Annotated in this window: 26 protein-coding genes and 5 tRNA genes; 30 read left to right on the top strand and 1 reads right to left on the bottom strand. The window is 38.9% G+C overall.

All coding sequences use genetic code 11. From position 1 onward, the window contains the following. Positions 1 to 143 precede the first annotated feature (143 nt). The 4 genes from CEF19_RS09535 (at position 144) to CEF19_RS09520 (ending at position 3,691) form a co-directional block, all read left to right on the top strand. The gene (locus CEF19_RS09535; protein ID WP_157800926.1) at positions 144 to 905 is read left to right on the top strand and encodes a ParA family protein; all 762 of its coding nucleotides are present in this window, start codon (positions 144 to 146) and stop codon (positions 903 to 905) included. Beyond that, the gene (locus CEF19_RS09530) at positions 898 to 1,746 is read left to right on the top strand and encodes a ParB/RepB/Spo0J family partition protein (protein WP_100405875.1); all 849 of its coding nucleotides are present in this window, start codon (positions 898 to 900) and stop codon (positions 1,744 to 1,746) included. The genes CEF19_RS09535 and CEF19_RS09530 overlap by 8 nt, the downstream gene beginning before the upstream one ends. 68 nt (positions 1,747 to 1,814) lie before the next feature. Next, positions 1,815 to 2,966 carry an aminotransferase class V-fold PLP-dependent enzyme gene (locus tag CEF19_RS09525; protein ID WP_100405874.1) on the top strand — a complete coding sequence of 384 codons (1,152 nt, stop codon included), beginning with the start codon at positions 1,815 to 1,817 and terminating at the stop codon, positions 2,964 to 2,966. Positions 2,967 to 2,980: 14 nt separating this feature from the next. Next, positions 2,981 to 3,691: a DUF554 domain-containing protein gene (locus CEF19_RS09520; protein ID WP_100405873.1), complete on the top strand. Its 711-nt coding sequence runs from the start codon at positions 2,981 to 2,983 to the stop codon at positions 3,689 to 3,691. An 82-nt stretch (positions 3,692 to 3,773) separates the two neighbouring features. Here CEF19_RS09520 and yyaC read toward each other — a convergent pair whose 3' ends face one another. Beyond that, positions 3,774 to 4,421 (bottom strand): spore protease YyaC, encoded by a 648-nt coding sequence (gene yyaC, locus CEF19_RS09515; RefSeq protein ID WP_100405872.1) that lies wholly within the window; start codon positions 4,419 to 4,421, stop codon positions 3,774 to 3,776. A 97-nt stretch (positions 4,422 to 4,518) separates the two neighbouring features. Between yyaC and CEF19_RS09510 the strand changes: the two genes are divergently transcribed. The 26 genes from CEF19_RS09510 to CEF19_RS09385 all read left to right on the top strand — a co-directional run bounded on the left by CEF19_RS09510 (position 4,519) and on the right by CEF19_RS09385 (position 25,302). Beyond that, positions 4,519 to 5,541: a YkvI family membrane protein gene (locus tag CEF19_RS09510; RefSeq protein WP_100405871.1), complete on the top strand. Its 1,023-nt coding sequence runs from the start codon at positions 4,519 to 4,521 to the stop codon at positions 5,539 to 5,541. A 73-nt stretch (positions 5,542 to 5,614) separates the two neighbouring features. Beyond that, positions 5,615 to 5,815, top strand: coding sequence for a DUF951 domain-containing protein (locus CEF19_RS09505; RefSeq protein ID WP_100405870.1), 201 nt, complete (start codon positions 5,615 to 5,617; stop codon positions 5,813 to 5,815). 101 nt (positions 5,816 to 5,916) lie between these two features. Continuing rightward, a complete protein-coding gene (gene ychF, locus CEF19_RS09500) occupies positions 5,917 to 7,017 on the top strand; it encodes a redox-regulated ATPase YchF (RefSeq protein WP_100405869.1) in 1,101 nt (366 codons plus the stop codon). A gap of 187 nt (positions 7,018 to 7,204) precedes the next feature. Further along, entirely contained in the window at positions 7,205 to 7,492 is a 288-nt protein-coding gene (rpsF, locus tag CEF19_RS09495; protein WP_100405868.1) for a 30S ribosomal protein S6, read from the top strand. A gap of 24 nt (positions 7,493 to 7,516) precedes the next feature. Then, positions 7,517 to 8,008, top strand: a complete 492-nt coding sequence (gene ssb / locus CEF19_RS09490) for a single-stranded DNA-binding protein (RefSeq protein ID WP_100405867.1) — start codon at positions 7,517 to 7,519, stop codon at positions 8,006 to 8,008. A gap of 64 nt (positions 8,009 to 8,072) precedes the next feature. Beyond that, on the top strand, positions 8,073 to 8,306 hold the full coding sequence (gene rpsR, locus CEF19_RS09485) for a 30S ribosomal protein S18 (RefSeq protein WP_100405866.1): 234 nt from the start codon (positions 8,073 to 8,075) through the stop codon (positions 8,304 to 8,306). A 208-nt stretch (positions 8,307 to 8,514) separates the two neighbouring features. After that, on the top strand, positions 8,515 to 9,450 hold the full coding sequence (locus CEF19_RS09480) for a YybS family protein (RefSeq protein ID WP_100405865.1): 936 nt from the start codon (positions 8,515 to 8,517) through the stop codon (positions 9,448 to 9,450). A gap of 11 nt (positions 9,451 to 9,461) precedes the next feature. Then, positions 9,462 to 11,435, top strand: a complete 1,974-nt coding sequence (locus tag CEF19_RS09475) for a DHH family phosphoesterase (RefSeq protein WP_100405864.1) — start codon at positions 9,462 to 9,464, stop codon at positions 11,433 to 11,435. Continuing rightward, the gene (gene rplI, locus CEF19_RS09470; protein WP_100405863.1) at positions 11,432 to 11,875 is read left to right on the top strand and encodes a 50S ribosomal protein L9; all 444 of its coding nucleotides are present in this window, start codon (positions 11,432 to 11,434) and stop codon (positions 11,873 to 11,875) included. Before CEF19_RS09475 ends, rplI begins: the two co-directional genes overlap by 4 nt. 118 nt (positions 11,876 to 11,993) lie before the next feature. Continuing rightward, a complete protein-coding gene (gene dnaB, locus CEF19_RS09465) occupies positions 11,994 to 13,358 on the top strand; it encodes a replicative DNA helicase (RefSeq protein WP_100408268.1) in 1,365 nt (454 codons plus the stop codon). A 176-nt stretch (positions 13,359 to 13,534) separates the two neighbouring features. Further along, positions 13,535 to 14,821 (top strand): adenylosuccinate synthase, encoded by a 1,287-nt coding sequence (locus CEF19_RS09460; protein WP_100405862.1) that lies wholly within the window; start codon positions 13,535 to 13,537, stop codon positions 14,819 to 14,821. 172 nt (positions 14,822 to 14,993) lie between these two features. Continuing rightward, positions 14,994 to 15,069 (top strand) — tRNA-Lys (locus CEF19_RS09455). A 15-nt stretch (positions 15,070 to 15,084) separates the two neighbouring features. Then, a tRNA-Glu gene (locus CEF19_RS09450) sits at positions 15,085 to 15,159 on the top strand. Positions 15,160 to 15,173: 14 nt separating this feature from the next. Beyond that, positions 15,174 to 15,250: transfer RNA gene (locus CEF19_RS09445), tRNA-Asp, on the top strand. A 12-nt stretch (positions 15,251 to 15,262) separates the two neighbouring features. Beyond that, a tRNA-Phe gene (locus CEF19_RS09440) sits at positions 15,263 to 15,338 on the top strand. 51 nt (positions 15,339 to 15,389) lie between these two features. Next, a tRNA-Thr gene (locus CEF19_RS09435) sits at positions 15,390 to 15,462 on the top strand. Positions 15,463 to 15,707: 245 nt separating this feature from the next. Continuing rightward, positions 15,708 to 16,415 carry a response regulator YycF gene (gene yycF / locus CEF19_RS09430; RefSeq protein ID WP_100408267.1) on the top strand — a complete coding sequence of 236 codons (708 nt, stop codon included), beginning with the start codon at positions 15,708 to 15,710 and terminating at the stop codon, positions 16,413 to 16,415. Then, entirely contained in the window at positions 16,415 to 18,241 is a 1,827-nt protein-coding gene (gene walK / locus CEF19_RS09425) for a cell wall metabolism sensor histidine kinase WalK (protein ID WP_100405861.1), read from the top strand. The genes yycF and walK overlap by 1 nt, the downstream gene beginning before the upstream one ends. Then, complete coding sequence (locus CEF19_RS09420) at positions 18,238 to 19,578, top strand: YycH family regulatory protein (RefSeq protein WP_100405860.1); 1,341 nt, start codon at positions 18,238 to 18,240, stop codon at positions 19,576 to 19,578. The genes walK and CEF19_RS09420 overlap by 4 nt, the downstream gene beginning before the upstream one ends. Next, positions 19,565 to 20,338, top strand: a complete 774-nt coding sequence (locus CEF19_RS09415) for a two-component system regulatory protein YycI (protein WP_100405859.1) — start codon at positions 19,565 to 19,567, stop codon at positions 20,336 to 20,338. Before CEF19_RS09420 ends, CEF19_RS09415 begins: the two co-directional genes overlap by 14 nt. A gap of 42 nt (positions 20,339 to 20,380) precedes the next feature. Beyond that, positions 20,381 to 21,175 (top strand): MBL fold metallo-hydrolase, encoded by a 795-nt coding sequence (locus tag CEF19_RS09410; protein WP_100405858.1) that lies wholly within the window; start codon positions 20,381 to 20,383, stop codon positions 21,173 to 21,175. A gap of 273 nt (positions 21,176 to 21,448) precedes the next feature. Further along, entirely contained in the window at positions 21,449 to 22,663 is a 1,215-nt protein-coding gene (locus tag CEF19_RS09405) for a S1C family serine protease (protein ID WP_100405857.1), read from the top strand. Positions 22,664 to 22,780: 117 nt separating this feature from the next. Then, on the top strand, positions 22,781 to 22,939 hold the full coding sequence (locus CEF19_RS09400) for a CxxH/CxxC protein (protein WP_100405856.1): 159 nt from the start codon (positions 22,781 to 22,783) through the stop codon (positions 22,937 to 22,939). Between the two features lie 70 nt (positions 22,940 to 23,009). After that, the gene (rlmH, locus tag CEF19_RS09395; RefSeq protein WP_100405855.1) at positions 23,010 to 23,489 is read left to right on the top strand and encodes a 23S rRNA (pseudouridine(1915)-N(3))-methyltransferase RlmH; all 480 of its coding nucleotides are present in this window, start codon (positions 23,010 to 23,012) and stop codon (positions 23,487 to 23,489) included. Positions 23,490 to 23,578: 89 nt separating this feature from the next. Further along, a complete protein-coding gene (locus CEF19_RS09390; protein WP_100405854.1) occupies positions 23,579 to 23,767 on the top strand; it encodes a hypothetical protein in 189 nt (62 codons plus the stop codon). 683 nt (positions 23,768 to 24,450) lie between these two features. After that, positions 24,451 to 25,302 (top strand): alpha/beta fold macrolide esterase, encoded by an 852-nt coding sequence (locus CEF19_RS09385; RefSeq protein WP_100405853.1) that lies wholly within the window; start codon positions 24,451 to 24,453, stop codon positions 25,300 to 25,302. The last annotated feature ends 323 nt before the right edge of the window (positions 25,303 to 25,625 follow it).

The raw sequence follows: 25,625 nt of genomic DNA, 5'->3' as shown, positions 1-25,625 counted from the left end.
ATAGATTATTTTTTTTATCGTAGAGGAGTTAACTTTTGTCGATAAAAAACGGTATATCCGGTAACTTTATAAAATCTTTTTACAGCAAACTGTGATAAAATAAAAAGCGATTGTGAATGTTTGGATGGAAAGAAGGTGACAGCGTGGCCAAAATCATTGCTGTAGCAAATCAAAAGGGTGGGGTCGGTAAGACGACAACAGCTGTCAATTTAAGTGCTTGTTTAGCATATATAGGAAAAAAGGTTCTTTTAGTAGATATAGATCCACAAGGAAATGCAACAAGTGGTGTGGGCGTTGAAAAAGGAGATGTCGATGAATGTGTCTATGATCTTCTGGTTGAGGATATCGAAGCACAAACAGTTATAAGACAAACTTCAGTGGAGAATCTAGACGTTTTACCATCAACTATTCAGCTATCAGGGGCGGAAATTGAGCTGGTTTCAACGATCTCAAGAGAAGTACGACTCAAAAGAGCACTTTCAAGTATTTCTGGAAATTATGACTATATCTTTATTGATTGCCCGCCTTCATTAGGCCTATTAACAATTAACGCACTAACAGCAGCAGACTCTGTACTTATTCCAGTACAATGTGAGTACTATGCGTTAGAAGGGTTAAGTCAATTATTAAATACAGTTCGCCTTGTTCAAAAACATTTAAATACAGACCTAGCAATCGAGGGGGTTTTGCTGACAATGTTAGATGCCCGGACGAACCTAGGAATACAAGTTATTGATGAAGTGAAAAAGTATTTCCGTGAGAAGGTATTTGATACGATTATCCCGCGTAATGTTCGTTTAGGAGAAGCACCAAGCCATGGAAAACCAATTATTATTTACGATGCAAAGTCACGTGGTGCTGAAGTATATGTAGATTTAGCAAAGGAAGTGGTCGCCAGTGGCTAAAGGGTTAGGGAAAGGACTACAGGCATTTTTCCCAGAACAAAATGAAGACCAAGATAAAGTAGAAGAAATAGCAGTTTCACAGTTGCGTCCAAACCCATATCAACCTCGTAAATCCTTTTCAGATGACGCTATCCAGGAGTTAGCTGTTTCAATTGAACAATATGGTATATTACAACCTATTATTGCGAGAAAAAGCATTAAGGGCTTCGAAATTGTGGTCGGTGAAAGAAGATTTCGTGCCGCACAAAAGGTGGGGTTGAAAACGATTCCTGTCGTTGTTCGTGAGTTAAACGAACAAAAAATGATGGAAATCGCTTTAATTGAAAACCTTCAACGTGAGGACTTAAATCCGATTGAAGAAGCACTTGCTTATGAAAAATTACTAGAGCATTTATCTATTACACAAGAAGAACTTTCGAAACGAGTTGGAAAAAGCCGTCCACATATTGCTAATCATTTACGATTATTGCAATTACCAGAAGTGGTGCAAGAATTTATATCTGATGGTAAGCTTTCTATGGGACATGGACGGGCATTGCTAGGGTTAAAAGAGAAACAAAAACTATCGGCTTTACTTGAAAAAGTATTACAAGAAAAATTAAGTGTACGTGAAGTGGAACAAATTATTCATCAATTAAATGAACGCGTTTCACGTGAAACAAAACGTAAGAAGATTGTGCTTCCGCCACTATTACAAGAAAAGCAAGACTTTTTAAGGTCGCATCTAGGTACCTCTGTTTCCATTAAACAAGGTAAGAAAAAGGGGAAAATTGAAATAGATTATTTTTCAGATGACGATTTAGAACGGATTTTAGAGTTGCTTGCAAGTAACGATGTATGATTTAAATATGTTTAAACTAGGTCATCTTTTGAGATGACTTTTTTCTATCAAAATCAAAGGAGCTTAAAATGATTTATTTTGACCATGCCGCGTCTTCTTTTCCTAAACCTAATTCTGTTGGAAAGGCAATGCTTGAAGCTGTTGAGGAATATGGCGCCAATCCTGGGAGAGGTGGACATCAGCTTGCCGAAAAAGCTAGTTCTGTTATTAGAGAGGCAAGATTGAAATTAGCGACCGTATTTGGGGCAGAAAATGGTAAGCACGTCTGGTTTTATCAAAATGCAACTATGGCTCTAAACCAAGCCATTCTAGGTTTTCCTTTCCAACCAGGTGATCACGTTATTACATCAATGTTTGAGCATAATTCGGTTCTCAGACCTTTACAACAATTAAAAAAGCAGAAAAACGTAAATATTACGTATCTAGAACCGAATCAGGACGGAATAATTGATGCCAGTCAAGTAGAGAGCATGATAGATGGTAAGACTAAAATGGTTGTTTTATCTCATGCTTCCAATGTAACAGGTGCCTTTATCGATTTGAAATCCATTGCTAAGGTACTTTCAAATTTTGATGCTGTATTTGTTGTTGATGCCTCACAAACAGCAGGGACGATTCAAATGAATATGGAGGAAGATGGAATTGACTTGTTAGCTTTTGCTGGTCATAAAAGTTTACTAGGACCTCAAGGCACTGGCGTTTTGATAAGTCGGTTAGATTATAAGTTAAATCCACTTTTGTATGGTGGCACAGGGAGCTACTCTGAAATAGAGGAACAACCCCAAAAATGGCCAGACCGATATGAAGCCGGAACTCTTAATACACCAGGCATAGCCGGACTCTTAGCTGGTATTAATGAGGTCATAACAATTGGTATTCCAACAATTTTTGAACATGAAAATAAATTAATGAAGCAATTTATAGAAGGCGTGAAGTCTTTAGAGTATGTAACATGTTTTGGACCAACTGATTTAACGAAACGAGTCGCAGTCGTTCCATTTAAAATGAAGCAACTTGAGAGTCACGAAGTAGCTATGATACTAGATGAACATTATCAAATAGCCGTTCGTGCGGGCTTACATTGCTCTCCGAAAATACATCAGCATTTAAAAACAAGGGATACAGGATTAGTTCGAATTAGTATTGGACCTTATAACACAAAAGATGAAGTAGATCAGTTACTTAAAGCTTTACAGGAAATTGAGCAAGCCTTTAAATAGTTAGGAGAAAACAGATGGTTCTTACTGGTACTTTAGTCAATGGAATGGCTATTATTTTTGCTGTAATTATAGGATTATTGATTCCGAAAATCTCAGATAACTTAAAAAAAACAGTCATGCAGGCAATTGGTCTTGCAGTTGTGGTGCTTGGAGTTGGCATGGGACTAAAAAGTGAGCAATTTTTAATTGTCATTGGTAGTTTGGTTATTGGAGCAATTATTGGTGAAAAGATTGATTTAGAGGGTAAATTAAATCAAGTTGGGAAATGGATCGAGAAACGAATGGGCGCAAAGCAAGAGGAGGGGACGATTGCCAATGCGTTTGTGACAACGACATTAATATACGTTGTTGGCGCCATGGCGATACTCGGAGCATTAGATGGTGGATTAAGAGGGGATCACTCTATTTTATATACGAAGGCGATGTTGGATGGTTTTTCCGCAATAATTTTCACATCTACATTAGGAATTGGCGTTATCTTTTCAGCTATTCCAGTTATCCTTTATCAAGGTAGTATCGCGTTGATGGCAACGCAAATTAACGCAATAATTCCGCAAGCACTTATGGACGCCTTTATTGTTGAAATGACAGCCACTGGTGGAGTAATGATTATTGCCATTGGTTTTAATATTTTAGGGGTTTTGACGATTCGTGTAGCAAATCTATTACCAAGTATAGTAGTTGTCGCAGTTCTTGTATCTGTGTTATATGGTTTACCGTTGTAAGTGCAAGGCATGAGTATGTGTAAAATGTTATACACAAAGAGGCTCCTGAGAAAGGTCAAAACCACCTTTTTCAGGAGCCTCTTTAAAACTGTGTCTCTTTGTTTGCTTTCATAAAAACACTAGGTTTCAACGTCTCAAATAGGGTTGGTGGGACGGGGCGATCCGGTAATAAAGAATCTGTTTGTGTAATTGTTTTAGCTATCATATCTGCCATGGTCATGACCGTATGCAAGCGCGTATTTTGAAGGACGAAGTATTCCATCATCCCACCAATATTGACGATTCCAGTCATATGAATATCACCAACTTCAGGTAATTGTTTATTTACAGCAGCTCCAGGTTTTAGAGGTCCAGATGAGAGTGAAACCTTTCCAACACTACTTGACTGTCCTAAACACGCATCAATTGCAATAATAAAACGGCGTGGATGGTTACCATGTATTTCTTGTAACCGATCAGTTAAGTTAACGGCATGTACAGGGGATTCTAACGTGCCGTAAACATGAAATCTTTTTAAATTAGCGGACTCTAACTTTGAGCCAACGAGTGGACCTAGGGAATCTCCAGTTGAACGATCAGTCCCGATACAGATAATGACAAATTCACGGCGATGATAGATTTCAATCATCTGTTTGAGTTGCTCTACTAGTTTCTCAACCGCTCTATCTTCTTCGATGTGTACTCGTAAAGAAACTTGCTTTTTTCCAAAAAAACGAGGGTTTGTACTCATAACTTCCGCTCCTTCACCATAGTCTTAACAGTATACGGATATTTTTTCCTTTCTATACATAATAGGCCGAAAAAGTGAGAGGGGGGAATACACGAAGATGTGGATAAACGGGTTAAAATGGATGTTTCTTATTATTGGAACAATGATTGGTGCTGGGTATGCTTCAGGTCGTGAACTCTGGGAATTTTTTGGAGCTGAAAGTGGACTAGCAATTTTCTTGTTCACAATTTTATTTATTGTATGTTGTACCGTCATTATGATGATAAGTTATTCTCAAAAAACAGTTCACTATTTACCTGTATTAGAGCGACTTTTAGGAAAACGTCTATCAAAATTATATGATGCCATGATTATGTTATATTTATTTTCAACAACCGTTATTATGCTCGCTGGTGGGGGGGCAACCCTTGAAGTGATTCATCTTCCTTACTGGATTGGGACAATTCTCATTGGTGGACTAGTGGTTATATTATTTATATGGGATACCAAAGGAATGACATCAATGAATGCAATCATTATTCCAATTCTTATTATTTCGCTTATTGGTCTATTAGTAGCATTTCAGTCGCTAAAAGGGTTTCCAATAGAATTTCAACTAAATCAACAAAAAAATTGGCCATCTGCTTTAACATTTACTGCCCTTAATATCCTTCCACTGATTGCCATTCTTGCTGCTGTTGGTACCGAGTTTAAATGTAGGGGAGAGATTTGGATAGCTAGTGTGGGTAGTGGTTTATTGCTAGGTTTCATCTCTTATTTATATAACGAATCCCTCCTCCAAGTTGCTGGGGATATTATTTTTTATGAAATACCGCTATTCGCTATACTAAAATATTACCCATACTATATGGTATTAATAATGTCGGCTTTATTATGGATAGCTATCTATACGACTGCAGCAGCTGGTGTTTTTGGTTTGATATCGAGGGTAAGAAATTATTTACGGGGACCAGCTTGGCTAATCGCTATGTTGTTGATCGCTTTGATGGCACCACTAACGACGTTTGGATTCTCTAATTTAATTGCAGTATTATATCCTTTATATGGCGTTTTAAATTTGTACGTATTTGCTTCGATATTGCTCTATCCAATTATTCACCATGTATCACTAAAGAGATAGTGCCACAAACTCCCAACTCTATTTAATTTGTTGTATAATAAGAAAAGTGCAGTCGGTTAAGGAGGCATGATACATGGTTGATAAAGAATTTGCTTTACATGATGTAGTAGAAATGAAAAAGCAGCATCCTTGTGGAGAGAACCGTTGGAAGGTCATTCGGGTGGGAATGGACGTTCGCATAAAGTGTCTTGGTTGTCAGCATAGTGTCATGCTACCGAGAAAAGAATTTACAAAGAAAATGAAGAAGGTACTTGAACAGGCTAATCTTTCGTAAGAATAGAGGCAATGACAAGGATAATTTCCTTGTCATTGCCTTGTTTTTTTGAGGAGCTCTCTCTATAATTGGATCTGAATATAAAGAAGGAAGTGAGCCATATGGCGTTGACAGCTGGTATTGTTGGTTTACCAAATGTGGGGAAATCAACATTATTTAATGCAATTACTCAGGCAGGTGCAGAATCTGCTAATTATCCATTTTGTACAATTGACCCAAATGTCGGAATTGTTGAAGTTCCTGATGAAAGACTTCAAAGGTTAACAGAACTTGTGGTACCAAAAAAGACGATTCCAACAGCATTTGAGTTTACTGATATCGCTGGTATTGTAGAAGGGGCAAGTAAAGGAGAAGGGTTAGGGAATAAATTCCTTTCTCATATTCGACAAGTTGACGCGATTTCTCATGTCGTACGTTGCTTTGTTGATGAAAACATTACCCATGTTTCTGGCAGTGTCGATCCTTTACGTGATATCTCCGTGATTAATCTTGAGCTTATTTTAGCCGATTATGAATCAATTGAAAAACGAATGACTAGAGTAGGTAAACTAGCAAAGACGAAAGATAAAGATGCAGTAGCCGAATTAGAAGTTCTTGAGCTGCTACGTGAAGCCTTTGAAAATGAAAAACCAGCTAGAAGTATTGAGTTTACAGATGAGCAGCAAAATATTGTAAAACAGCTTCACCTCTTAACAAGTAAACCAGTTTTATATGTGGCCAATGTGAGTGAGGAAGATTTACTTGGAGATGAGGATAACGAGTATGTAAAGACTGTTAAAGAATTTGCAGCTAATGAAAACAGTGAAGTGATTGTTGTATGTGCAAAAATCGAATCAGAAATTGCAGAACTTGATGGCGATGAGAAACAAATGTTCCTTGAAGAGCTAGGAATCAAGGAATCGGGTTTAGACCAACTAATACGTGCAGCATATCATTTACTAGGACTAAAAACGTATTTTACGGCTGGCGTTCAAGAAGTTCGAGCGTGGACCTACCGCCAAGGGACGAAAGCACCACAAGCGGCTGGTATTATTCATACGGATTTCGAGAGAGGCTTTATCCGTGCGGAAATCGTATCATATGATGATTTAATTGAAGCGGGATCAATGGGTGTGGCTAAGGAAAAAGGAAATGTGCGACTAGAAGGAAAAGAATACGTTGTACAAGATGGCGACATTATTCACTTTAGATTTAATGTCTAATCGATAGTACGAGAGTTAAAAAGTAGAACAACTTTGTTCTACTTTTTATTTTATTGAACTAGATTGCCTCTTGCTTCCAAATACCTGCTCTGTTATAATCAAAAAATGCGAGTAAAATGACTTATATTAATGAGTTTTGCTCCTTGCTCCGTTATTGGAGCCGTTAGACCAAAAGGAGGTGACCGGAATGCGTAAGTACGAAATTATGTACATCATCGCTCCAAACCTAGAAGAAGCAGCAAACAAAGAAATCATTGAACGTTACAATGGTGTTCTAACTACGAATGGTGCTGAAGTTGAAAAGGTTGAGGAGATGGGCAAGCGTCGTTTAGCATACGAAATCAACGATTATCGTGAAGGTTTCTACGTGTTAATTAAAGTACAAGCTGGCTCAGAAGCGATTGCAGAATTTAACCGTCTTATTAAGATTAACGATAACGTTATTCGTGTCTTAATTACTAAAGACGAAGAGTAATAAAATAGATGGGGAGGGTTACGGATGCTAAACCGTGTTGTACTTGTTGGACGCTTAACGCGTGATCCAGAACTACGGTATACGCCAAATGGTGTAGCTGTTGCGAACTTTACGCTCGCAGTTAACCGAACATTTTCAAACCGTCAAGGCGAGCGAGAAGCAGATTTTATTAACTGTGTCGTTTGGCAAAAGCCGGCAGAAAATGTAGCCAACTATTTAAAAAAAGGTAGTTTGGCAGGGGTTGATGGCCGAATCCAAACACGAAGCTATGACAACAATGAAGGTCGTCGTGTCTTTATTACAGAGGTTGTGGCAGAAAGTGTCCAATTCCTTGAGCCGCGGAGTGCAAACCAAGGGCAGGGAAATGATAATTTTGGTGGTGGTCCTGGACCAACGGGTGGTAACGATTTTGGAAAGCAATCAAATCAGAATCGCCAATCAGGTGGGTTTAATGAGGACCCGTTTGCTAATGATGGGAAACCGATTGATATCTCTGATGATGATTTACCGTTTTAATCCCTCTTCTACATTTAGCCAACAAGTAAGATTAAAATAATTTTTGTGAAAGGAGTGCTGTCAAATGGCTCGTCGTGGTCGTCCAAAGCGTCGTAAGGTTTGTTTCTTTACAGTAAACAAAATTACGAAAATCGATTATAAAGACACTGATCTACTAAAGCGTTTCATTTCAGAGCGTGGTAAAATCTTACCTCGTCGTGTAACTGGAACGTCTGCAAAGTATCAACGTCGTCTTACAATTGCAATTAAGCGTGCTCGTCAAATCGCTCTATTGCCTTATGTTAATGATGTGAACTAATAAAAAACACAGTAGGATGAAGCCTACTGTGTTTTTTATTTCGTTTTCTACGAAATTATTCGCTTGGTCGGTATTAGAAAGTATTTCACTTTTATGTCATCGATGTTCCTGGACTTTAAATTTATTAATAAGTGCGCTAAAATAGACAAGGATATGTGAAAGTGTCAAAAGTAAGAAGGTTTTGTAAGGGAAAAAATGAGGTGACTAAGTGAAACGAACGAGAACACTTACAGAGGGAGCCATATTAGCCTCTCTTTTTACAGTTTTTTTGCTAATTAATCTTTATGTTCCGCTAATTAGCATTGTTACATTATGGGTTTTGCCATTACCATTTGTTATTTTTGTAGTAAGAAGAGGATTAAAGCCAGGTCTTATGTTGTTTGCGACTGCCTGTGTACTTTCATTTGTCGTCGGAGGGCTACCAGGGTTACCGTCAGCACTTCTTTTTGGGAGTGCCGGGATTATCATAGGAGAATTGTATCGACGTAAATTAGAGGGGTTCTCCATCCTTATAGGTGGAAGCCTTATGTATACATTTAATATGCTCATTGCATATTTAGCGTTAGTCTTATTTATGGATGAGAATCCGATGACATTTTTTGCTAATCTAATCCGTGAGCAAATTGCCATTTCGGAGTCAATGCTAGAAGGCTTTGGACAATCTACAGAAAACCTTGACCAACTATACCAATTGCTTGATATGCTTGTTTATCTAGCACCTGTTATGATTATCATGATGGGTCTTATTTTAGCGATAATTACAATTATGCTCTCAACTTTGATACTTAAACGATTAGGGCATGAGGTAAAAGGATTGCCCCCTTTTAGGGAATGGAGTTTCCCCAAGTCCTTTTTATGGTACTACTTAATTGTGATAGTCATTGCAATGGTTGGTGTAGAGGAGGGAACCACCTTCTTTCTCATCGTTTGGAACCTGCTTCCTCTTCTTGAAGTAGTTTTAGCTATTCAAGGGTTAGCTGTGGTTTTTTATTATTGTCATTCTAAGAGTTTGAATAAAGCCTTGCCGATATTTATTGTCATTGCTGCGATAATTTTAGCCCCGTTGCTTTACATAATACGTATATTGGGGATTATAGATTTAGGCTTTGACCTAAGAAATCGATTTATGAGTAAGAAAAAATAGGAGCTGACATTATGCCAAAGTTCTTAATGAAACGGTGGCACGGCTACCACATCCTTAGCCTATTTATAGTCGCGGCCTTGTTTATAAGTATTTTAACGTACTATCAATGGAAAATAGGAGTAGTTGGTTTTTTAATTTTAGGTTTGATGGTCATTTATACAATTCAAGCAAGAATAGTATTTGAGAGTGATTTAGAAGACTATATCTCGACGTTGACTTATCGTGTTAATAAGGCGGGAGAAGAAGCTGTAACGAGAATGCCTGTAGGAATCTTGCTTTATAATGAGGCATTACACGTGCAATGGATGAATCCATTTATCACCACAACGTTTGGTAAGGTTTTACTTGACCAAAGCTTAGATGAGCTTAGTGAGGATTTAGTGGCACTTCTTCTTCAAGATGAAGTTGATGATGACGTCGTACAGATAAATGATGCATATTATCATGTCTTAATTAAACGTGATGAACGACTTCTTTATTTCTTTGATGTGACGGATAAAGAAGAGGCGAAAGAACTGTTTGAAGAAGCTCAAACTGTTATTGCTTTAATTTTTTTAGATAATTATGATGAGGTTACTCAAGGAATGGATGATCAAGTTCGTAGCAGTTTAATGAGTCAAGTAACTGCATCCTTAAATCAGTGGGCTACAGAACATGATATCTTCCTACGACGAACGGCATCTGACCGTTTTGTAGCTATCCTAAATAATAAGTCATTGCAGCTAGTCGAGGAAAATCAATTTGATATTATTGATGAGATTAGAGAGATTACTGGAAAAGAAAAGGTACCGATTACGTTAAGTGTCGGGGTTGGAACAGGAGAAACCTCATCAAGAGAAACTGGGAAACTTGCCCAGTCAAGTCTTGATTTAGCATTAGGACGTGGTGGGGATCAGGTTGCCATTAAAAGAAAAAATGGTAAAGTTCAATTTTATGGTGGGAAATCAAATGCGATGGAAAAAAGAACTCGCGTTAGAGCAAGAGTTATTTCTCATGCATTAAGGGATTTCGTCCTCGAAAGTGATCGCGTCATCATTATGGGTCATAAAAATCCAGATATGGATGCAATCGGAGCTTCGATTGGTGTATTGAAAATTGCCAATGTTAATGACAGAGATGGATACATTGTGCTTGATCCAAATGATATAAATCACGATGTCCAAATGCTTATGGAAGAAGTTGAGAAACACGACCACCTTTGGTCTCAATTTATGACCCCTGAAGAAGTGCAGGAGCAAATAACCGAACGTACCCTACTCGTTGTCGTGGATACACATAAGCCTTCGCTTGTTATGGATCCAAGTTTATTACAACGAATTGAAAGAATTGTTGTTCTAGACCACCATCGTCGTGGTGAAGAGTTTATTGAAGATCCAGTTTTAGTTTATATGGAACCTTATGCGTCTTCAACAGCAGAGCTAGTAACTGAGCTTCTGGAGTATCAGCCGAAACAGTTAAAAATGGACCGTCTTGAGGCTACAGCACTGTTGGCCGGGATTATCGTTGATACGAAAAGTTTTGCTGTACGTACGGGAGCAAGGACATTTGATGCGGCATCATTTTTACGTTCAAATGGTGCAGATACAACACTTGTTCAAAAACTATTAAAGGAAAATTTGGACCAGTATGTGAAAAGGGCTAAACTTGTGGAGCATGCTGATTATTATTTAAACGGGTTTGCCATAGCCACAGCTCATGAAGAAGAGACGTTTAGTCAAATTGTGATTGCACAAGCAGCAGATACCCTTTTAATGATGAAGGATGTATTGGCTTCGTTTGTTATCTCAAAACGAAATGATGGGATCATTAGTATAAGTGCTCGTTCCCTTGGGGATGTCAACGTTCAAGTCATTATGGAACGAATGAATGGCGGTGGACATTTGACAAATGCTGCAACTCAATTAGAAAATGTCTCAGTTGACGAAGCAAAAGAGATGCTTCAAGAGGCAATTGATATTGATTATAGAGGAGGACAAGAAATATGAGAGTGATTTTTTTGGAAGATGTTAAAGGTAAAGGAAATAAAGGAGAAACAAAAAATGTGTCAGAAGGCTATGCTAGAAATTATCTTCTGCCAAACAACTTAGCGGCTGAAGCAACAAAAGGTAATATGAAGAATTTGGAAGCGCAAAAAAAGAGTGAACAGAAGAAAGCTGAAGAGGAGCTGGCTGCAGCAATTGCTTATAAAGAAGAATTAGAAGCACTAACGGTGGAAATTAAAGCAAAATCTGGTGAAGGTGGTCGTTTATTTGGTGCGGTGTCAACAAAACAAATTGCGGAAACACTTTCCGGATTGAAAAAGAAGGTGGATAAGCGTAAAATAATGTTGAACGATCCAATTCGTTCACTTGGATTCACGGATGTGCCGATTAAAATTCATCCAGACGTGATTGCTACTGTGAAGGTTCATGTCGTTGCAGAATAATATATAGTTTAGATGGTTGATTTCTAGTTAAATCAACCATCTTGTTTATTTCAGCATTATATAACTAGTAACAATCAACATAGATTAATAAACCAAGAGTTGGAAAGGAATGACGGAGATGAGTGACTTATTTGCTGACCGTACGCCACCTCAAAATATTGAGGCTGAACAAGCCGTTTTAGGTGCGATATTCTTAGCGGATGAAGCACTTGTGACCGCATCAGAGCGTTTAATGCCGGAGGATTTTTACCGTGCTGCTCATCAAAGAGTATATCAAGTAATGCTAGATCTTGCTGGAAAGGGGGAACCTGTTGACCTCGTGACGGTTACAGCAGATCTCCAAGACCGGAAATGGTTAGACGATATTGGTGGCGTCTCGTATTTAGGTGATTTAGCAAATGCGGTCCCAACAGCGGCAAACATCGAGTATTATAGCAGAATTGTTGAAGAAAAATCAGTCCTGCGACGTCTGATTAAGGTTGCTACAAACATAGCAGCAGACGGCTATACAAGTGAAGATGAAGTCGATGCGATACTAGATGAAGCGGAAAAGACAATTCTAGATGTATCGCAACGAAAAAACACAAGTGCATTTATTTCAATTAAGGATGTTCTCGTCGAAACATACGACAAAATTGAAATGCTTCAAAATCATAAAGGTGATATAACCGGGCTTGCAACAGGTTTCTTGGAGCTAGATAAAATGACAGCTGGATTTCAACGAAATGATTTAATTATCGTAGCAGCCCGTCCTTCTGTAGGTAAAACAGCCTTTGCTTTAAATATTGCTCAAAATGTTGCAACGAAAGTGGATGAGAATGTAGCGATTTTTAGCTTAGAGATGGGGGCAAGTCAGCTTGTTCAGCGGATGCTTTGTGCAGAAGGAAATATTGACGCTCAACGCATGCGTACGGGTGCATTAACGGCAGAAGATTGGCAAAAACTAACGATGGCCATGGGGAGTCTTGCAAAAGCAGGTATATATATTGACGATACCCCAGGGATTAAAGTCAATGATATTCGCGCTAAGTGTCGCCGTCTGAAGCAAGAACAAGGTCTTGGAATGGTTATGATTGATTATCTTCAATTAATCCAGGGAAGCGGCCGTGGGGGCGAAAACCGTCAGCAGGAAGTATCTGAAATTTCGCGGACATTAAAGGCAATTGCCCGTGAGTTAGAGGTTCCAGTTATCGCTCTTTCTCAGCTTTCACGTGGAGTAGAATCACGACAAGATAAGCGACCAATGATGTCTGATATTCGTGAATCGGGAAGTATTGAGCAAGATGCTGATATCGTGGCGTTTTTATACCGCGATGATTATTATGATAAGGAATCTGAAAATCAAAATATTATTGAGATTATTATTGCAAAACAACGTAATGGCCCAGTGGGAACAGTCGAGTTAGCATTTATTAAAGAGTATAATAAATTTGTAAATTTAGATAGGCGACATGATGAACGAAGTATGCCACCTGGTGCTTAGAAGTGGGTCTAGCCTTTACAAGAAGGTTAGCCTTCTTTTTTATAATTAGCGAACAAAACAAAAGAGATTTATAATAATTGTTCGTGTTTCATTGACTCCCCCCCTAGTCCTTGGTATACTATGTAATGGTTTTGGAAAATTTCTCGGCTCGTACGTCCGAGGCGGAGGTGCAACAGATGTCATCAGTTGTTGTAGTAGGTACTCAATGGGGCGATGAAGGTAAAGGGAAGATTACAGATTATCTTTCTGAAAAAGCTGAAGTCGTTGCCCGCTATCAAGGTGGAAATAATGCAGGACATACAATCGTGTTCGGCGGAGAAAAATACAAGCTTCATCTCATTCCATCTGGAATATTTTATAAAGATAAAATCTGTGTTATTGGAAACGGAATGGTTATCGATCCAAAGGCAATCATTGAGGAATTAGCATATTTACATGAGCGTAATGTTGATACAAGTAATCTTCGTATTAGCAATCGTGCCCATGTGATTCTTCCTTATCACCTTAAGCTCGACATCGTTGAAGAAGAGCGTAAAGGTGCAAATAAGATTGGAACAACGAAAAAAGGGATAGGTCCTGCTTACATGGATAAAGCAGCACGTATCGGAATTCGTATTGCCGACTTATTAGATAGAGAAGTCTTTGAAGAGAAATTAGAGCGCAATCTAGCTGAAAAAAATCGTCTTTTTGAAAAGTACTATGAAGTAGAAGGCTTTACAAAAGAAGAGATTCTTGAAGAATATTTCGAATATGGGCAGCAAATTGCGAAGTATGTAACAGATACCTCGGTTGTCTTAAATGATGCATTAGATGAAGGACGTCGCGTTCTATTTGAAGGGGCGCAGGGGGTTATGCTTGATATTGATCAAGGTACCTATCCTTTTGTTACATCTTCAAACCCAATAGCCGGTGGTGTGACGATTGGTTCAGGTGTAGGACCAACGAAAATCAACCATGTTGTAGGTGTGTCAAAAGCTTATACAACACGTGTTGGGGACGGTCCATTTCCAACGGAGCTCCATGATGAGATTGGGGATCGTATTCGTGAAGTAGGAAATGAATATGGAACAACCACAGGGCGTCCTCGTCGAGTTGGTTGGTTTGACAGTGTGGTCGTACGTCATGCTCGTCGAGTAAGTGGATTAACAGATTTATCATTGAATTCAATTGATGTTCTGACAGGTATTCCAACATTGAAAATTTGTACTGCTTATACGTATCGTGGAGAAATTATAGAATCGTTCCCTGCTAGTCTAAAAATGTTAGCAGAATGTAAACCTGTGTATGAAGAGTTACCAGGATGGGACGAAGATATTACAGGTGTGAAATCTCTTCATGATCTTCCAATTAATGCACGTCATTATATTGAAAGAGTGTCTCAGTTAACAGGAATCCCATTAACAATTTTTTCTGTAGGACCAGATCGCAACCAAACAAACCTTGTACGTGGTGTTTTTGCGTAAGTAATGTAAGAACGCAAGGTAGAAAATCCCTTGCGTTCTTGATTATTTTTCGGTATCCTTTAAGCAACACATAAAGTTTTTTTAAAAAAATTTTAAAAGAGTATTGCAAGGGTAACTTTATTGTGTTATTATAAATCTTGTCGCTAAGAGATAACGGCGAACAAGACATCAAGAGCCATTAGCTCAGTTGGTAGAGCATCTGACTTTTAATCAGAGGGTCGAAGGTTCGAATCCTTCATGGCTCACCATTTATTTTATTAAGTGGCCCGTTGGTCAAGCGGTTAAGACACCGCCCTTTCACGGCGGTATCACGGGTTCGATTCCCGTACGGGTCACCACTACAATTTTATTTGGTCCGGTAGTTCAGTTGGTTAGAATGCCTGCCTGTCACGCAGGAGGTCGCGGGTTCGAGTCCCGTCCGGACCGCCATTTTTCTAAAATGGCTTGGTAGCTCAGTCGGTAGAGCAATGGACTGAAAATCCATGTGTCGGCGGTTCGATTCCGTCCCAAGCCACCATCTTTAAAAGTTAAAGCCTTACTAGTGTTGGCATGGACAATATATAATTGTGCCGGTCTAGCTCAATTGGTAGAGCAACTGACTTGTAATCAGTAGGTTGGGGGTTCAAGTCCTCTGGCCGGCATCGTTTCTTATAAAGCGCATAGGCGTTTTTTTTTTGTAGTCGAAGAGATGACTACTATTAAGACTTTCTACTATTAGGTGGGAGGTCTTTATTTATTGAAGAGAAAACGGACAATAAGGTTAGATATAAGTAGATTTCACTATTGTAATGAAGGCTTTTTCTAATTACCAGAGGTTCCTAAATACGTTAGTGGTTTAGTTATGTTAGAATATGGAGAGAAACTGAGAATAGGAGCGAACTTGGATATGGATAAGCATATATTAGTAGTAGATGATGAAAAACCAATCGCTGATATTTTGAAATTTAATTTAGAAAAAGAAGGCTTTGAAGTAACCTGCGCATACGATGGTCTTCAAGCGATTGAATGTGTTCAAAAAATAGAGCCTGATTTAATTTTGCTTGATATTATGATACCGCATAAAGACGGCATGGAAGTTTGCCGTGAGGTTCGAAAAAAATATGATATACCGATTATTATGTTAACTGCAAAAGATTCAGAGATTGATAAGGTGTTAGGGCTCGAGCTAGGGGCCGATGATTATGTGACAAAGCCTTTTAGTACACGTGAGCTTCTTGCACGAGTAAAAGCTAATCTACGCCGTCAAAAGGTAAGTGATGATTTACCTTCTCAGAAGGAACTTTCTGTAGGAGAATTAACGATTTATCCTGAGGCATATCAAGTGAAACGACGCGGAGAAACGATTGAGTTAACACATCGTGAGTTTGAGTTAATCCATTACTTGGCAAAGCATCTGGGACAAGTTATGACAAGAGAGCACTTGCTGCAAGCGGTTTGGGGATATGATTATTTTGGCGATGTTCGAACAGTCGATGTAACGGTCCGCCGTTTGCGAGAAAAAGTTGAGGATAACCCAAGCTTCCCAACTTGGATTATTACTAGACGAGGGGTTGGCTATTACTTAAGCCCACCAGAACAACAGGAGAGTTCTTAATGGAACGAAAGGTTGGCTTTTTTAAGTCGATTCAATTTAAGCTAATCGTCATTTATGTTTTACTTATTTTAATTGCGATGCAAATCATTGGCGTTTATTTTACAAAGCAGCTAGAGGAACAGCTAGTTTCCAATCACTTTACGATGCTAGATGAACGTGCTACCTTGCTCGTTTATAATTTGGCACAGGAACTTGTGAAAACAGGAGAAGAACGTAGCTCCCTTAGCTCAGATATTAATGCCTTGCTTCGTGATATTTTTTCTGTGGATAATGCAGAAGTCCAGGTAATAGATGGGAATGGTGTGGTACTCAGTACCTTAAACTTTGCAACGCGCCGTATCATAGGGCAACAAACAACAGAGGTAAGGGTGAAACGAGCCTTGTTAGGAAGCAAGGACCTTTCCCCAACGATTGTTAGGGATAAACAAACAGGCCATCGAATTCGAGTTCTTGCCCTTCCGATTAAATATGAGGATGAAGTAATCGGCGCTGTCTACATCGAGGCTTCAATTGAAGAGATTTATGAGCAAATGCAGGAAATTAATAATATTTTTGCAAGTGCAACATTTATTGCCTTGGCAATAACGGCAGTTCTGGTAATTTTACTTGCACGAACGATAACAGCGCCAATCATTGATATGAGAAGACAAGCGCTCCGAATGGGTCATGGAGATTTCTCTCGCCAAGTTACTGTCTATAGTACAGATGAAATTGGCCAGCTGGCCAAGTCTTTTAATGATCTTACACTTAAGTTACATGAGGCTACACTAACAAGAGACCGAGAGCAGAAAAAATTAAGCTCTGTTTTAACACATATGACCGATGGGGTAATCGCCACAGATGAAGCAGGCGTAATCATTCTAATGAACAAGCGAGCAGAGGAACTACTTAGTGTACCAAGTCGAAAAGTGATGAAGAAGCCTCTGACAGAAGTACTTCGCTTACCTAATGATTTAACAGTTGAAGATTTATACGATGAAACAGATTCGTTGTTATTAGACTTTAGTAGTGAAGAGAATGATTTTTTACTAGAAGCAAATTTCACAGTTATTCAAGAAGAGGATGGTCCAATTAATGGACTAATTACTGTGTTACACGATGTTACGGAACAAGAAAAAATTGAACAAGATCGACGTGAATTTGTAGCAAATGTCTCTCATGAGCTTCGTACGCCCTTAACAACAATGAAAAGCTATTTAGAGGCCTTAGAGGATGGAGCCCTTCGTGATGAGGAACTAGCACCAAGGTTTTTAGGTGTGACACAGAATGAAACAGAACGAATGATTCGTCTTGTTAATGATCTCTTGCAACTTTCGAAAATGGATAGCCATGATTATCGTCTCAGCTTTGACTGGGTTGATTTCAGCCAATTTTTCCACGATGTCATCGATCGATTTGAAATGGTTTCAGAAGATAAACATATTACGTTCACAAGAAATATTACCGGTCATGCAACGTATGTAAATATTGATCGTGATAAATTAACACAGGTGCTCGATAATATTATTTCCAATGCGATGAAATATTCACCAGAGGGTGGCAACATTACGGCAACATTGCTTCATCAAGGACACAATATTCGTGTTAGCATTTCCGATGAGGGTATGGGGATTCCAAGAGAGAGTCAATCAAAAATATTTGACCGTTTTTACCGAGTTGATAAAGCCCGTGCAAGAAGTGTTGGTGGAACTGGATTAGGACTGGCTATTGCAAAAGAAATGGTCCATGCTCACGGTGGCGAGATTTGGGTACAGAGTGAGGATGACCTAGGAACAACGATTTATTTCACGTTACCGTATTCAACATTCAAGGGGGGAGAGGCGTGAATTACGAACATGTCAAAACTGGTTTGCTCATGGGCTTGATTGGGCTAAGTATCATTTTGACTTGGCAGCTTTGGACTTTTCAGCCGGATATTGCCCTTCTTGAAGAAACAGAGACAATAGCTAGTGAACTAGGTGAAGAAAGAAGACTAACAGAAGTCATTAAACCCGAACAAGTCGTTGTCCATCATAGTAATGAGGAATTTAAAATTATGCCAAAAAGTCATCCTCGATTTGAAGACTTGTATGAGGATCTACTTGAATCTCGAATGGAGGAACCGGTTTTACTCGCAAATGGTTCGTTTCCCAATAATTCAAACCAACCAGGAATTGAAATCATTTTTCCAACCGCAATACCAGTTGATACTTTGTTGAATTTAATGCAAATTGACCGTGATAAATTTAGTTTACCGGTTAGTGATGTGAGTCGATTGTATTTGTACAAGGATCCTTCGAAAGAAGATTTATATATTCAGCTTTTATCACCAACTGACCAGCTAGTTGTTGAAGTAGAGACGGACATTTCAGTGCAGCAATTTAACGAGGTTTTTTTCGAATCAGAACAAGAGTATGTAGACGCTACACCATTAAACGCAGGATCAACGATGGCATCAGTTCTAAAAGAAGCTATTTATTTACCGAACGATCACGTAAAGAGCGAACGAATTTCTTATACAACAACGCCTTTATCTGGGGAATTTTTTATGCAGATTCTATTTAGTGATCCGAGCTCAGTTAAGCATTATCACCAGCCTGATGGTGAAGAATTCTTCACCGATGGAAATCGGATTATTAACATCCGCAATAATGGTGATTTCATGGACTATAGCAATCCTTTGCTCTCTGATAACCGTGAAAAAAGTAGTAAACATATTATTCAAAGCAGTTTTGAATTTATAAATGGACATGGTGGTTGGACCGATCCGTATGTGCTTTTTAATTGGTCTTCGTATGAATCGAGAGATGATGTTGAGTATCGCCATCAAATTAAAGGTACACCTGTTATCAGTTTTGAGGGACGGGATTTAATGGGCCTCAGAGTAAGTCGATCTGGCAATCAAACGATTAGTTACGTTCGTCCCCTTTTTGATTTAGACCAATACCCTATTGATGCGGTTGAACGTGTTGAATTACCATCAGGACAAGAGTTAGTAGAGCGACTATCCGAACAAGAGCACTTTTCCTTAAGAAATCTAGAAAAGGCCGTTATCGGTTACGAAATGACAAGACGGAATCCGACGTTTGTTTCGGTTGAACCTCATTGGTTTGTCCTTTACGATGGACGTTGGCAAAAGGTAACATTTAATCAGCAGGAGGAGGAATTAGATGAATTGGAGTAGAACGAAAACCATATTCATTATTACATTCCTTATGCTGAATGTGTTTCTTGTTTTGCAACTGATTGATAAAAATACAGCCAATCAAATTAGTTTGATCACCGAAGCTACGATTCAAGAACGTTTACGTGAAAATAATGTAACCATTGAAAGCGAGTTAACAGAAGAAGATTTATCAGGAGTACTCGTCGTCGGTAAATATATGGAGTTTGCTGAGGATTATGTGGATCAGCTGATTGATCAAGAAGCAAGAATCATTGAAGGAACAACTATTCTCTCTATTTTAGAGGAGCCTTATGTCTTGTCGGAAGAACAGTTTACAGACGATTTAACAAAATTCTTGGAGAGATATATACCAGAAGGAGCCGACTATCGCTTTGGTCGGTACAATCAGGATAATAATCAAATTCTTCTCTATCAAAAGTATGGAGATAAAACGGCTTATACATTAGGGGATGAACCTCTGGTTTTACAGTTAGATGAAAAAAATCAAATTAGAGGCTATCAACAACGTTATTTTGAATTTGAAGAACAGCCAGGACGTGAAAGAGAGATGTATTCAAGTTTAAAAGCAGTTGAAATTCTTTTGAATGATCAGCTTCTAAAAATGAATGTAACGATATCCGATATTGAGTTTGGTTATTATAGCTTTTTTAGTCCCCAAGGCGATGTTCAGGTGTTTGCACCGATGTGGCGAGTAACCGTTGAAGAGGATGTATTTCTAGTGAATGCAATTGATGGGTCTATCCAGCATTTGACGTAAACGAGTGAGTTTTAAAAGGTTAAAAAATTGGAGTGAACCGATATGACGTTACGGTTTAGTGTATTAGCTAGTGGTAGTTCAGGAAATGCCATTTATGTAGAAACAGAAAAGCAAAAGCTACTTATTGATGCAGGCTTAAGTGGCAAAAAAATGGACGAGCTCTTTCAAAAGGTGAATCGTGACCCAAAAGAATTGGACGGAATTCTTGTAAGTCATGAACATAGCGACCATATCAAGGGTGTAGGTATATTTGCTAGAAAGCATAAGCTACCAATTTATGCGAATGAAAAAACGTGGAGCGCGATGGAAGGACAACTCGGAACAATTGCGACAGAGCAAAAGTTTACGTTTGCAACGGGAGAAGTGAAAACGTTTGGAGATTTAGATGTCGAGTCATTTGGCGTCTCTCATGATGCAGCAGAACCGATGTTTTATGTTTTTCATCACGCCGATAAAAAGCTTGTTCTTGCTACGGATATGGGCTATGTAAGTGAACGAATTAAAGGGACGATTCAAGGCGCGGATATGTTTATCTTTGAATCAAATCACGATTTGAATATGCTAAGAATGGGACGATATCCTTGGAATGTAAAGCGTCGTATCTTAAGTGATGTTGGACATGTATCGAATGAGGATGCAGCACTCGCCCTTTCTGAAGTAATTGGTGAGAATACGAGTCGAATTTATTTAGCCCATTTAAGCCTTGATAATAACATGAAGGACTTAGCTAGGCTTACCGTGGAACAGGTTCTTAAGGAGCAAGGTATGGCGGTAGGAGAGCAATTTGAAGTCTATGATACAGATCCGCTTAAGCCGACAGCACTCGCCGTTGTTTAACTAAAAAGGTATTCCAAAGGTCTTATTAACCTGTTGGGATACTTTTTTTGCATGTTAAGCTTTCTAAGTGAAAGGAAATTGAGATTCAGTTAGCTAGTTCTATACTGCTTCTCTACTATGTTGTTTGGGGATTATGCACCAATTTTGTTGGCAATTCTATAGAAGTATCAAAAATAATCGAAAATAAATTAACATGGTAGAAAAGTCCGACATAAGCGATATAATAAGAATATATACGCTAATAATTAATGTGAACAGGAAGGGGTAAATGTCATGGGCTATTATGATAATGTGCCGGAACAGGCTATGAGACAAAGAGCTCCAAAACGAGGTTCAGGTTTGGCAGCTTTTATAGGAGCAGTCATTGGGGGATTGGTTGTTCTCTTTTCAATACCTGTATTATCAAATTTTGGCTTTCTTCCTTATGAAATACAGACAGGTGGAGAAGCTCCCGCTATAACAGAAGAAGCTCCTCAAGAAGGACTACAACAAACGGTCAATTATGCAATAAATTCCGATATTACAGAAGCAGTCGAAAAGGTATCCGATGCAGTCGTGGGTGTCGTGAACTTACAAGAATCTAACTTTTGGTCAGAAGAAGCAAGTGAAGGAACAGGATCAGGTGTGATCTATAAAAAGGAGGGGGACCGCGCATTTGTTGTGACCAACCACCATGTTATTGATCGCGCAAACGGAATTGAAGTTAGTCTAGCAGATGGTTCTCGAGTTCCCGCAAAATTACTAGGATCGGATGTTATTACTGATTTGGCTGTTCTCGAAATTGACGGTAGTCAAATTGAAACAGTGGCTGAGTTTGGGAATTCTGATTCACTTAGAGTAGGAGAGCCAGCCATTGCGATTGGAAATCCACTTGGACTCCGGTTTTCGAGTTCTGTAACACAAGGAATTATTAGTGCTAAAGAACGAAGTATTCCTGTTGATTTAACGGGAAATGGCCAAATTGATTGGCACGCTGAGGTTCTGCAAACAGATGCTGCGATTAATCCGGGTAATAGTGGTGGAGCCCTCTTAAACATTGAAGGTCAAGTTATTGGAATTAATTCAATGAAAATTGCCCAAAGTGCGGTTGAAGGAATTGGATTTGCTATTCCAACAGCGATAGCTTTACCGATTATAGAAGATCTTGAACGCTTTCAGGAAGTACAGCGTCCTCAGTTGGGTGTTGGCATTCGTTCTTTAAGCGAAATTTCAAGTTACCACTGGCAGGAAACATTGAAGCTACCTTCAGAGGTAAAGGCTGGAGTCGTCATAACAAGCGTGGCTCCTACATCGCCAGCCGAAAAGGCTGGAATTCGGGAGTACGATGTTATTGTTGAGATTGATGGAGAAGCGATTGAAGACGGTCATGGTCTTCGCAAGTTTTTATATACGGAAAGAAAAATTGGCGACCAAGTCGAAGTAACAATTTATCGAGAGGGTAAGCGAGAAACGCTCACGGTTCAACTAGCAGAGCAACAAAGCTTTTAAAAATAAATTGTGGATAAAGAACTTCCTACGGGGAGTTCTTTTTTATGCACAAGTATCCACGAGTAGAAAAGATGGTATGCTATAATAAATGTGAAATGAAGAAAGGACGTGAAGGCCTTGTACAGTGCATGTGAAGAACATATTGATCTAGCCATGGATATCGTTATAGATGAACACGAAGCAGCACCAATTATTGAAAAGTACACAGCTGAAGAAACGTTATCCACAGTGTGTAACTTTTGCGCAGAACCCGCTATTTATCAAATTTCAAAGTAATTAGTTATTAACATTGTTGATATGTGGATAACTTCTGTGGATAACTATTGTGGAAGGAGTCATACACATTGTGAATATCTCAATTATTACCGTTGGGAAGTTAAAAGAAAAATATTTAAAGCAAGGAATCGCTGAATATACGAAACGGCTCAGTGCATACGCAAAAATTGACGTCGTCGAAGTTCCTGATGAAAAAGCCCCCGAAAACCTCAGTGATGCTGACATGCGTCAAATCAAACAAAAAGAAGGAGAGCGAATCCTAGCAAAAGTGGGGATGGATACACACGTCATTGCTTTGGCAATTGAGGGAAGCATGCTCACTTCTGAGCAATTAGCAACAAATCTGGACAAGCTGGCAACGTACGGAAAAAGCAAAGTAGCTTTTATTATCGGTGGATCACTCGGGTTATCGGATGAGGTCATGAAACGAGCGGATGACACCTTATCATTTTCAAAAATGACATTTCCTCACCAATTGATGAGGTTGGTGTTGGTGGAGCAAGTTTATCGTGCATTTAGGATAAATAGGGGTGAACCGTACCATAAGTAAGGTTTTTTTGTTTATTTAAAAGAATTTTATAGTAACCTACATAATACTAAAAAGGTTGGAAAAAATAAAAAAAAGGAGGTTTTCAATAAATGAAAAAGTTCGTCTTAGTATTTTTCTTAACCTTTTCTGTTTTTTCGTTAGCGGGTTGTGGAAATGAAGTACCTGAAGAAGGTGAACCAATTGAAGAAATAGAAATGGAAGAAGAGAATGGCCAGATTGAAGAAGTAGAAATAGAAGAAGAGGATCAAATTGGTGACGGCGAAATAATTGATGAGTAACCGTTTACCTATTCAGCAAAAGGGGGTGTGTCGTAAGGTTGATTTTTGACCTTATGGCACAACCGCCTAAGTAATATGAGTACGCAAAATCAGTGAATTTGCGTACTTAATTTTTGCCTATTGTAACATTGTAGTCAAACCACGGCATTTGGGTTTCATTCATCAAAGGGCGCTTCGAATCATATTATGCTCGATTGTCAAACAGACAGGGGCTCCCGACGTTTCACTTTTAGCACCTATTTTGATTTGATGAGAGGGAACAATCAATATTGACAAAAGGGGAATCCCGTGATGGTTTGAAATCAATTGATATGAATGGAGGGTTAAGTGGCTAACTAATTTTTCGAAATTTCTTTGCACAATGAATAGAATAGCACTGAAGGGCTATGTTGTGTGCATAGTAATCGAAGAATGGTTTGCCTCTAGGTAACCCAATTTAGGCATATGTGATTTGAGGTAAGGACTACCTCTACCTTGGACTTGTATGTACTATAAGAAGAAAAATGACCCATATAATTCTACCAGGTGATGGACAAAGACTGGATACATGTACTTATTAGATATGGTATTAAATTCATCATCGGGTTTAATTAACGAGTTCATTCATTACTTCTTTCTCGATTACTGTAAACACAGGCAGCTAGCCTGTGTTTTTTATTTGTAATTAGAGAGGAGATATTTCAATGAATCAACATCTAGTCAAATTTAAGGGAATCGAAATATCTACCGAAAATTTCGGAAATCCGGACAATCCAGCCATGTTATTAATTATGGGGGCTCAAGCATCAATGATTTGGTGGGAAGAGGAATTCTGTAGGCGCTTAGCAGACAAAGGACACTATGTAATTCGCTATGATAATCGTGATGTCGGTCGATCTACAATATACGAACTTGGCAATCCCGCATATACTTTTGAAGATATGGCCGATGATGCTGTTCAAATACTCGATGTATATCAGATTGAGCAGGCTCATATTGTTGGCATATCAATGGGCGGCATGCTAACTCAAATCATATCTCTGCGGCATTCCGAAAGAGTTTTAACTGCTACGCTGATTTCAACATCTAATTTTGCTCAGAATCTCCCTCCGATGGAGAAAAAGGTCATGGACTACTTTTCCAATGCAGGAGCAACAGATTGGACGAATGAAGAATCGGTTGTTGAATTTTCAGTTGGTAAATGGAGAGTTCTAGCAGGTTCAACGCATAAATTTGACGAAGATAGAATATATAATTTAGCAATAGAAGAAGTAAAAAGAAGTAACAATATGGCCAGTATGAATAATCATGGTGTGTTAACAGGTGGCGAAACATACTTGGTAAGGACTGGTGAAATAAACGTTGCTACTCTAGTTATCCATGGTACGGAAGATCCAATTATCCCCTTTGAGCACGGAATAGCCCTTGCTAAAGAAATTCCAGGAGCTATTTTACTTGCATTGGAGGGTACTGGGCATGAGCTTCACTTTGACGACTGGGATACAATAATCGACGCTATATCAAAACACACTGCGAAACCACACCGAATTAACTAGCGGCTCTATATGGTTGAATGGAAAGGAGCCCTGCTCAGTAACACAAATGGGCCATAAATTTAAGGAGTGAGTTTATGAATAAGAAGAAGGATGTATATTTGATGTGGGCTGCTTATACGGCATGTGGTGCAGCACTCCTTCCTGTATGCGCTGCCTCATTTTTGGTGGGGGCTTGGGATCTCAATGGCATTTCCAGGAGATTACAATGCGGCTCCTGATGATCCAGTATCTCAGATTATTGCCTACTGGCTTATGGGGTAGTCAGTGTTGGTGCTGCACTGTTTGCCCTAGCTTTCGTCCATTCTTGGGGTCAGCGTATTCCC

This window comes from Bacillus solitudinis, assembly GCF_002797395.1.
Classification (GTDB): domain Bacteria; phylum Bacillota; class Bacilli; order Bacillales; family Bacillaceae_D; genus Halalkalibacter_A; species Halalkalibacter_A solitudinis.
Note: the sequence above shows the minus strand (reverse complement) of the source record. Positions and strands in the feature narration are given on the sequence as shown.

Coding starts and splice junctions, on each gene's coding strand:
- CEF19_RS09525 (WP_100405874.1), top strand. CDS start 1,815: ATGATTTATTTTGACCATGCCGCGTCTTCTTTTCCTAAACCTAATTCT.
- CEF19_RS09520 (WP_100405873.1), top strand. CDS start 2,981: ATGGTTCTTACTGGTACTTTAGTCAATGGAATGGCTATTATTTTTGCT.
- yyaC (WP_100405872.1), bottom strand. CDS start 4,421: ATGAGTACAAACCCTCGTTTTTTTGGAAAAAAGCAAGTTTCTTTACGA.
- CEF19_RS09510 (WP_100405871.1), top strand. CDS start 4,519: ATGTGGATAAACGGGTTAAAATGGATGTTTCTTATTATTGGAACAATG.
- CEF19_RS09505 (WP_100405870.1), top strand. CDS start 5,615: ATGGTTGATAAAGAATTTGCTTTACATGATGTAGTAGAAATGAAAAAG.
- ychF (WP_100405869.1), top strand. CDS start 5,917: ATGGCGTTGACAGCTGGTATTGTTGGTTTACCAAATGTGGGGAAATCA.
- rpsF (WP_100405868.1), top strand. CDS start 7,205: ATGCGTAAGTACGAAATTATGTACATCATCGCTCCAAACCTAGAAGAA.
- ssb (WP_100405867.1), top strand. CDS start 7,517: ATGCTAAACCGTGTTGTACTTGTTGGACGCTTAACGCGTGATCCAGAA.
- rpsR (WP_100405866.1), top strand. CDS start 8,073: ATGGCTCGTCGTGGTCGTCCAAAGCGTCGTAAGGTTTGTTTCTTTACA.
- CEF19_RS09475 (WP_100405864.1), top strand. CDS start 9,462: ATGCCAAAGTTCTTAATGAAACGGTGGCACGGCTACCACATCCTTAGC.
- rplI (WP_100405863.1), top strand. CDS start 11,432: ATGAGAGTGATTTTTTTGGAAGATGTTAAAGGTAAAGGAAATAAAGGA.
- dnaB (WP_100408268.1), top strand. CDS start 11,994: ATGAGTGACTTATTTGCTGACCGTACGCCACCTCAAAATATTGAGGCT.
- CEF19_RS09460 (WP_100405862.1), top strand. CDS start 13,535: ATGTCATCAGTTGTTGTAGTAGGTACTCAATGGGGCGATGAAGGTAAA.
- yycF (WP_100408267.1), top strand. CDS start 15,708: ATGGATAAGCATATATTAGTAGTAGATGATGAAAAACCAATCGCTGAT.
- walK (WP_100405861.1), top strand. CDS start 16,415: ATGGAACGAAAGGTTGGCTTTTTTAAGTCGATTCAATTTAAGCTAATC.
- CEF19_RS09415 (WP_100405859.1), top strand. CDS start 19,565: ATGAATTGGAGTAGAACGAAAACCATATTCATTATTACATTCCTTATG.
- CEF19_RS09410 (WP_100405858.1), top strand. CDS start 20,381: ATGACGTTACGGTTTAGTGTATTAGCTAGTGGTAGTTCAGGAAATGCC.
- CEF19_RS09405 (WP_100405857.1), top strand. CDS start 21,449: ATGGGCTATTATGATAATGTGCCGGAACAGGCTATGAGACAAAGAGCT.
- CEF19_RS09390 (WP_100405854.1), top strand. CDS start 23,579: ATGAAAAAGTTCGTCTTAGTATTTTTCTTAACCTTTTCTGTTTTTTCG.
- CEF19_RS09385 (WP_100405853.1), top strand. CDS start 24,451: ATGAATCAACATCTAGTCAAATTTAAGGGAATCGAAATATCTACCGAA.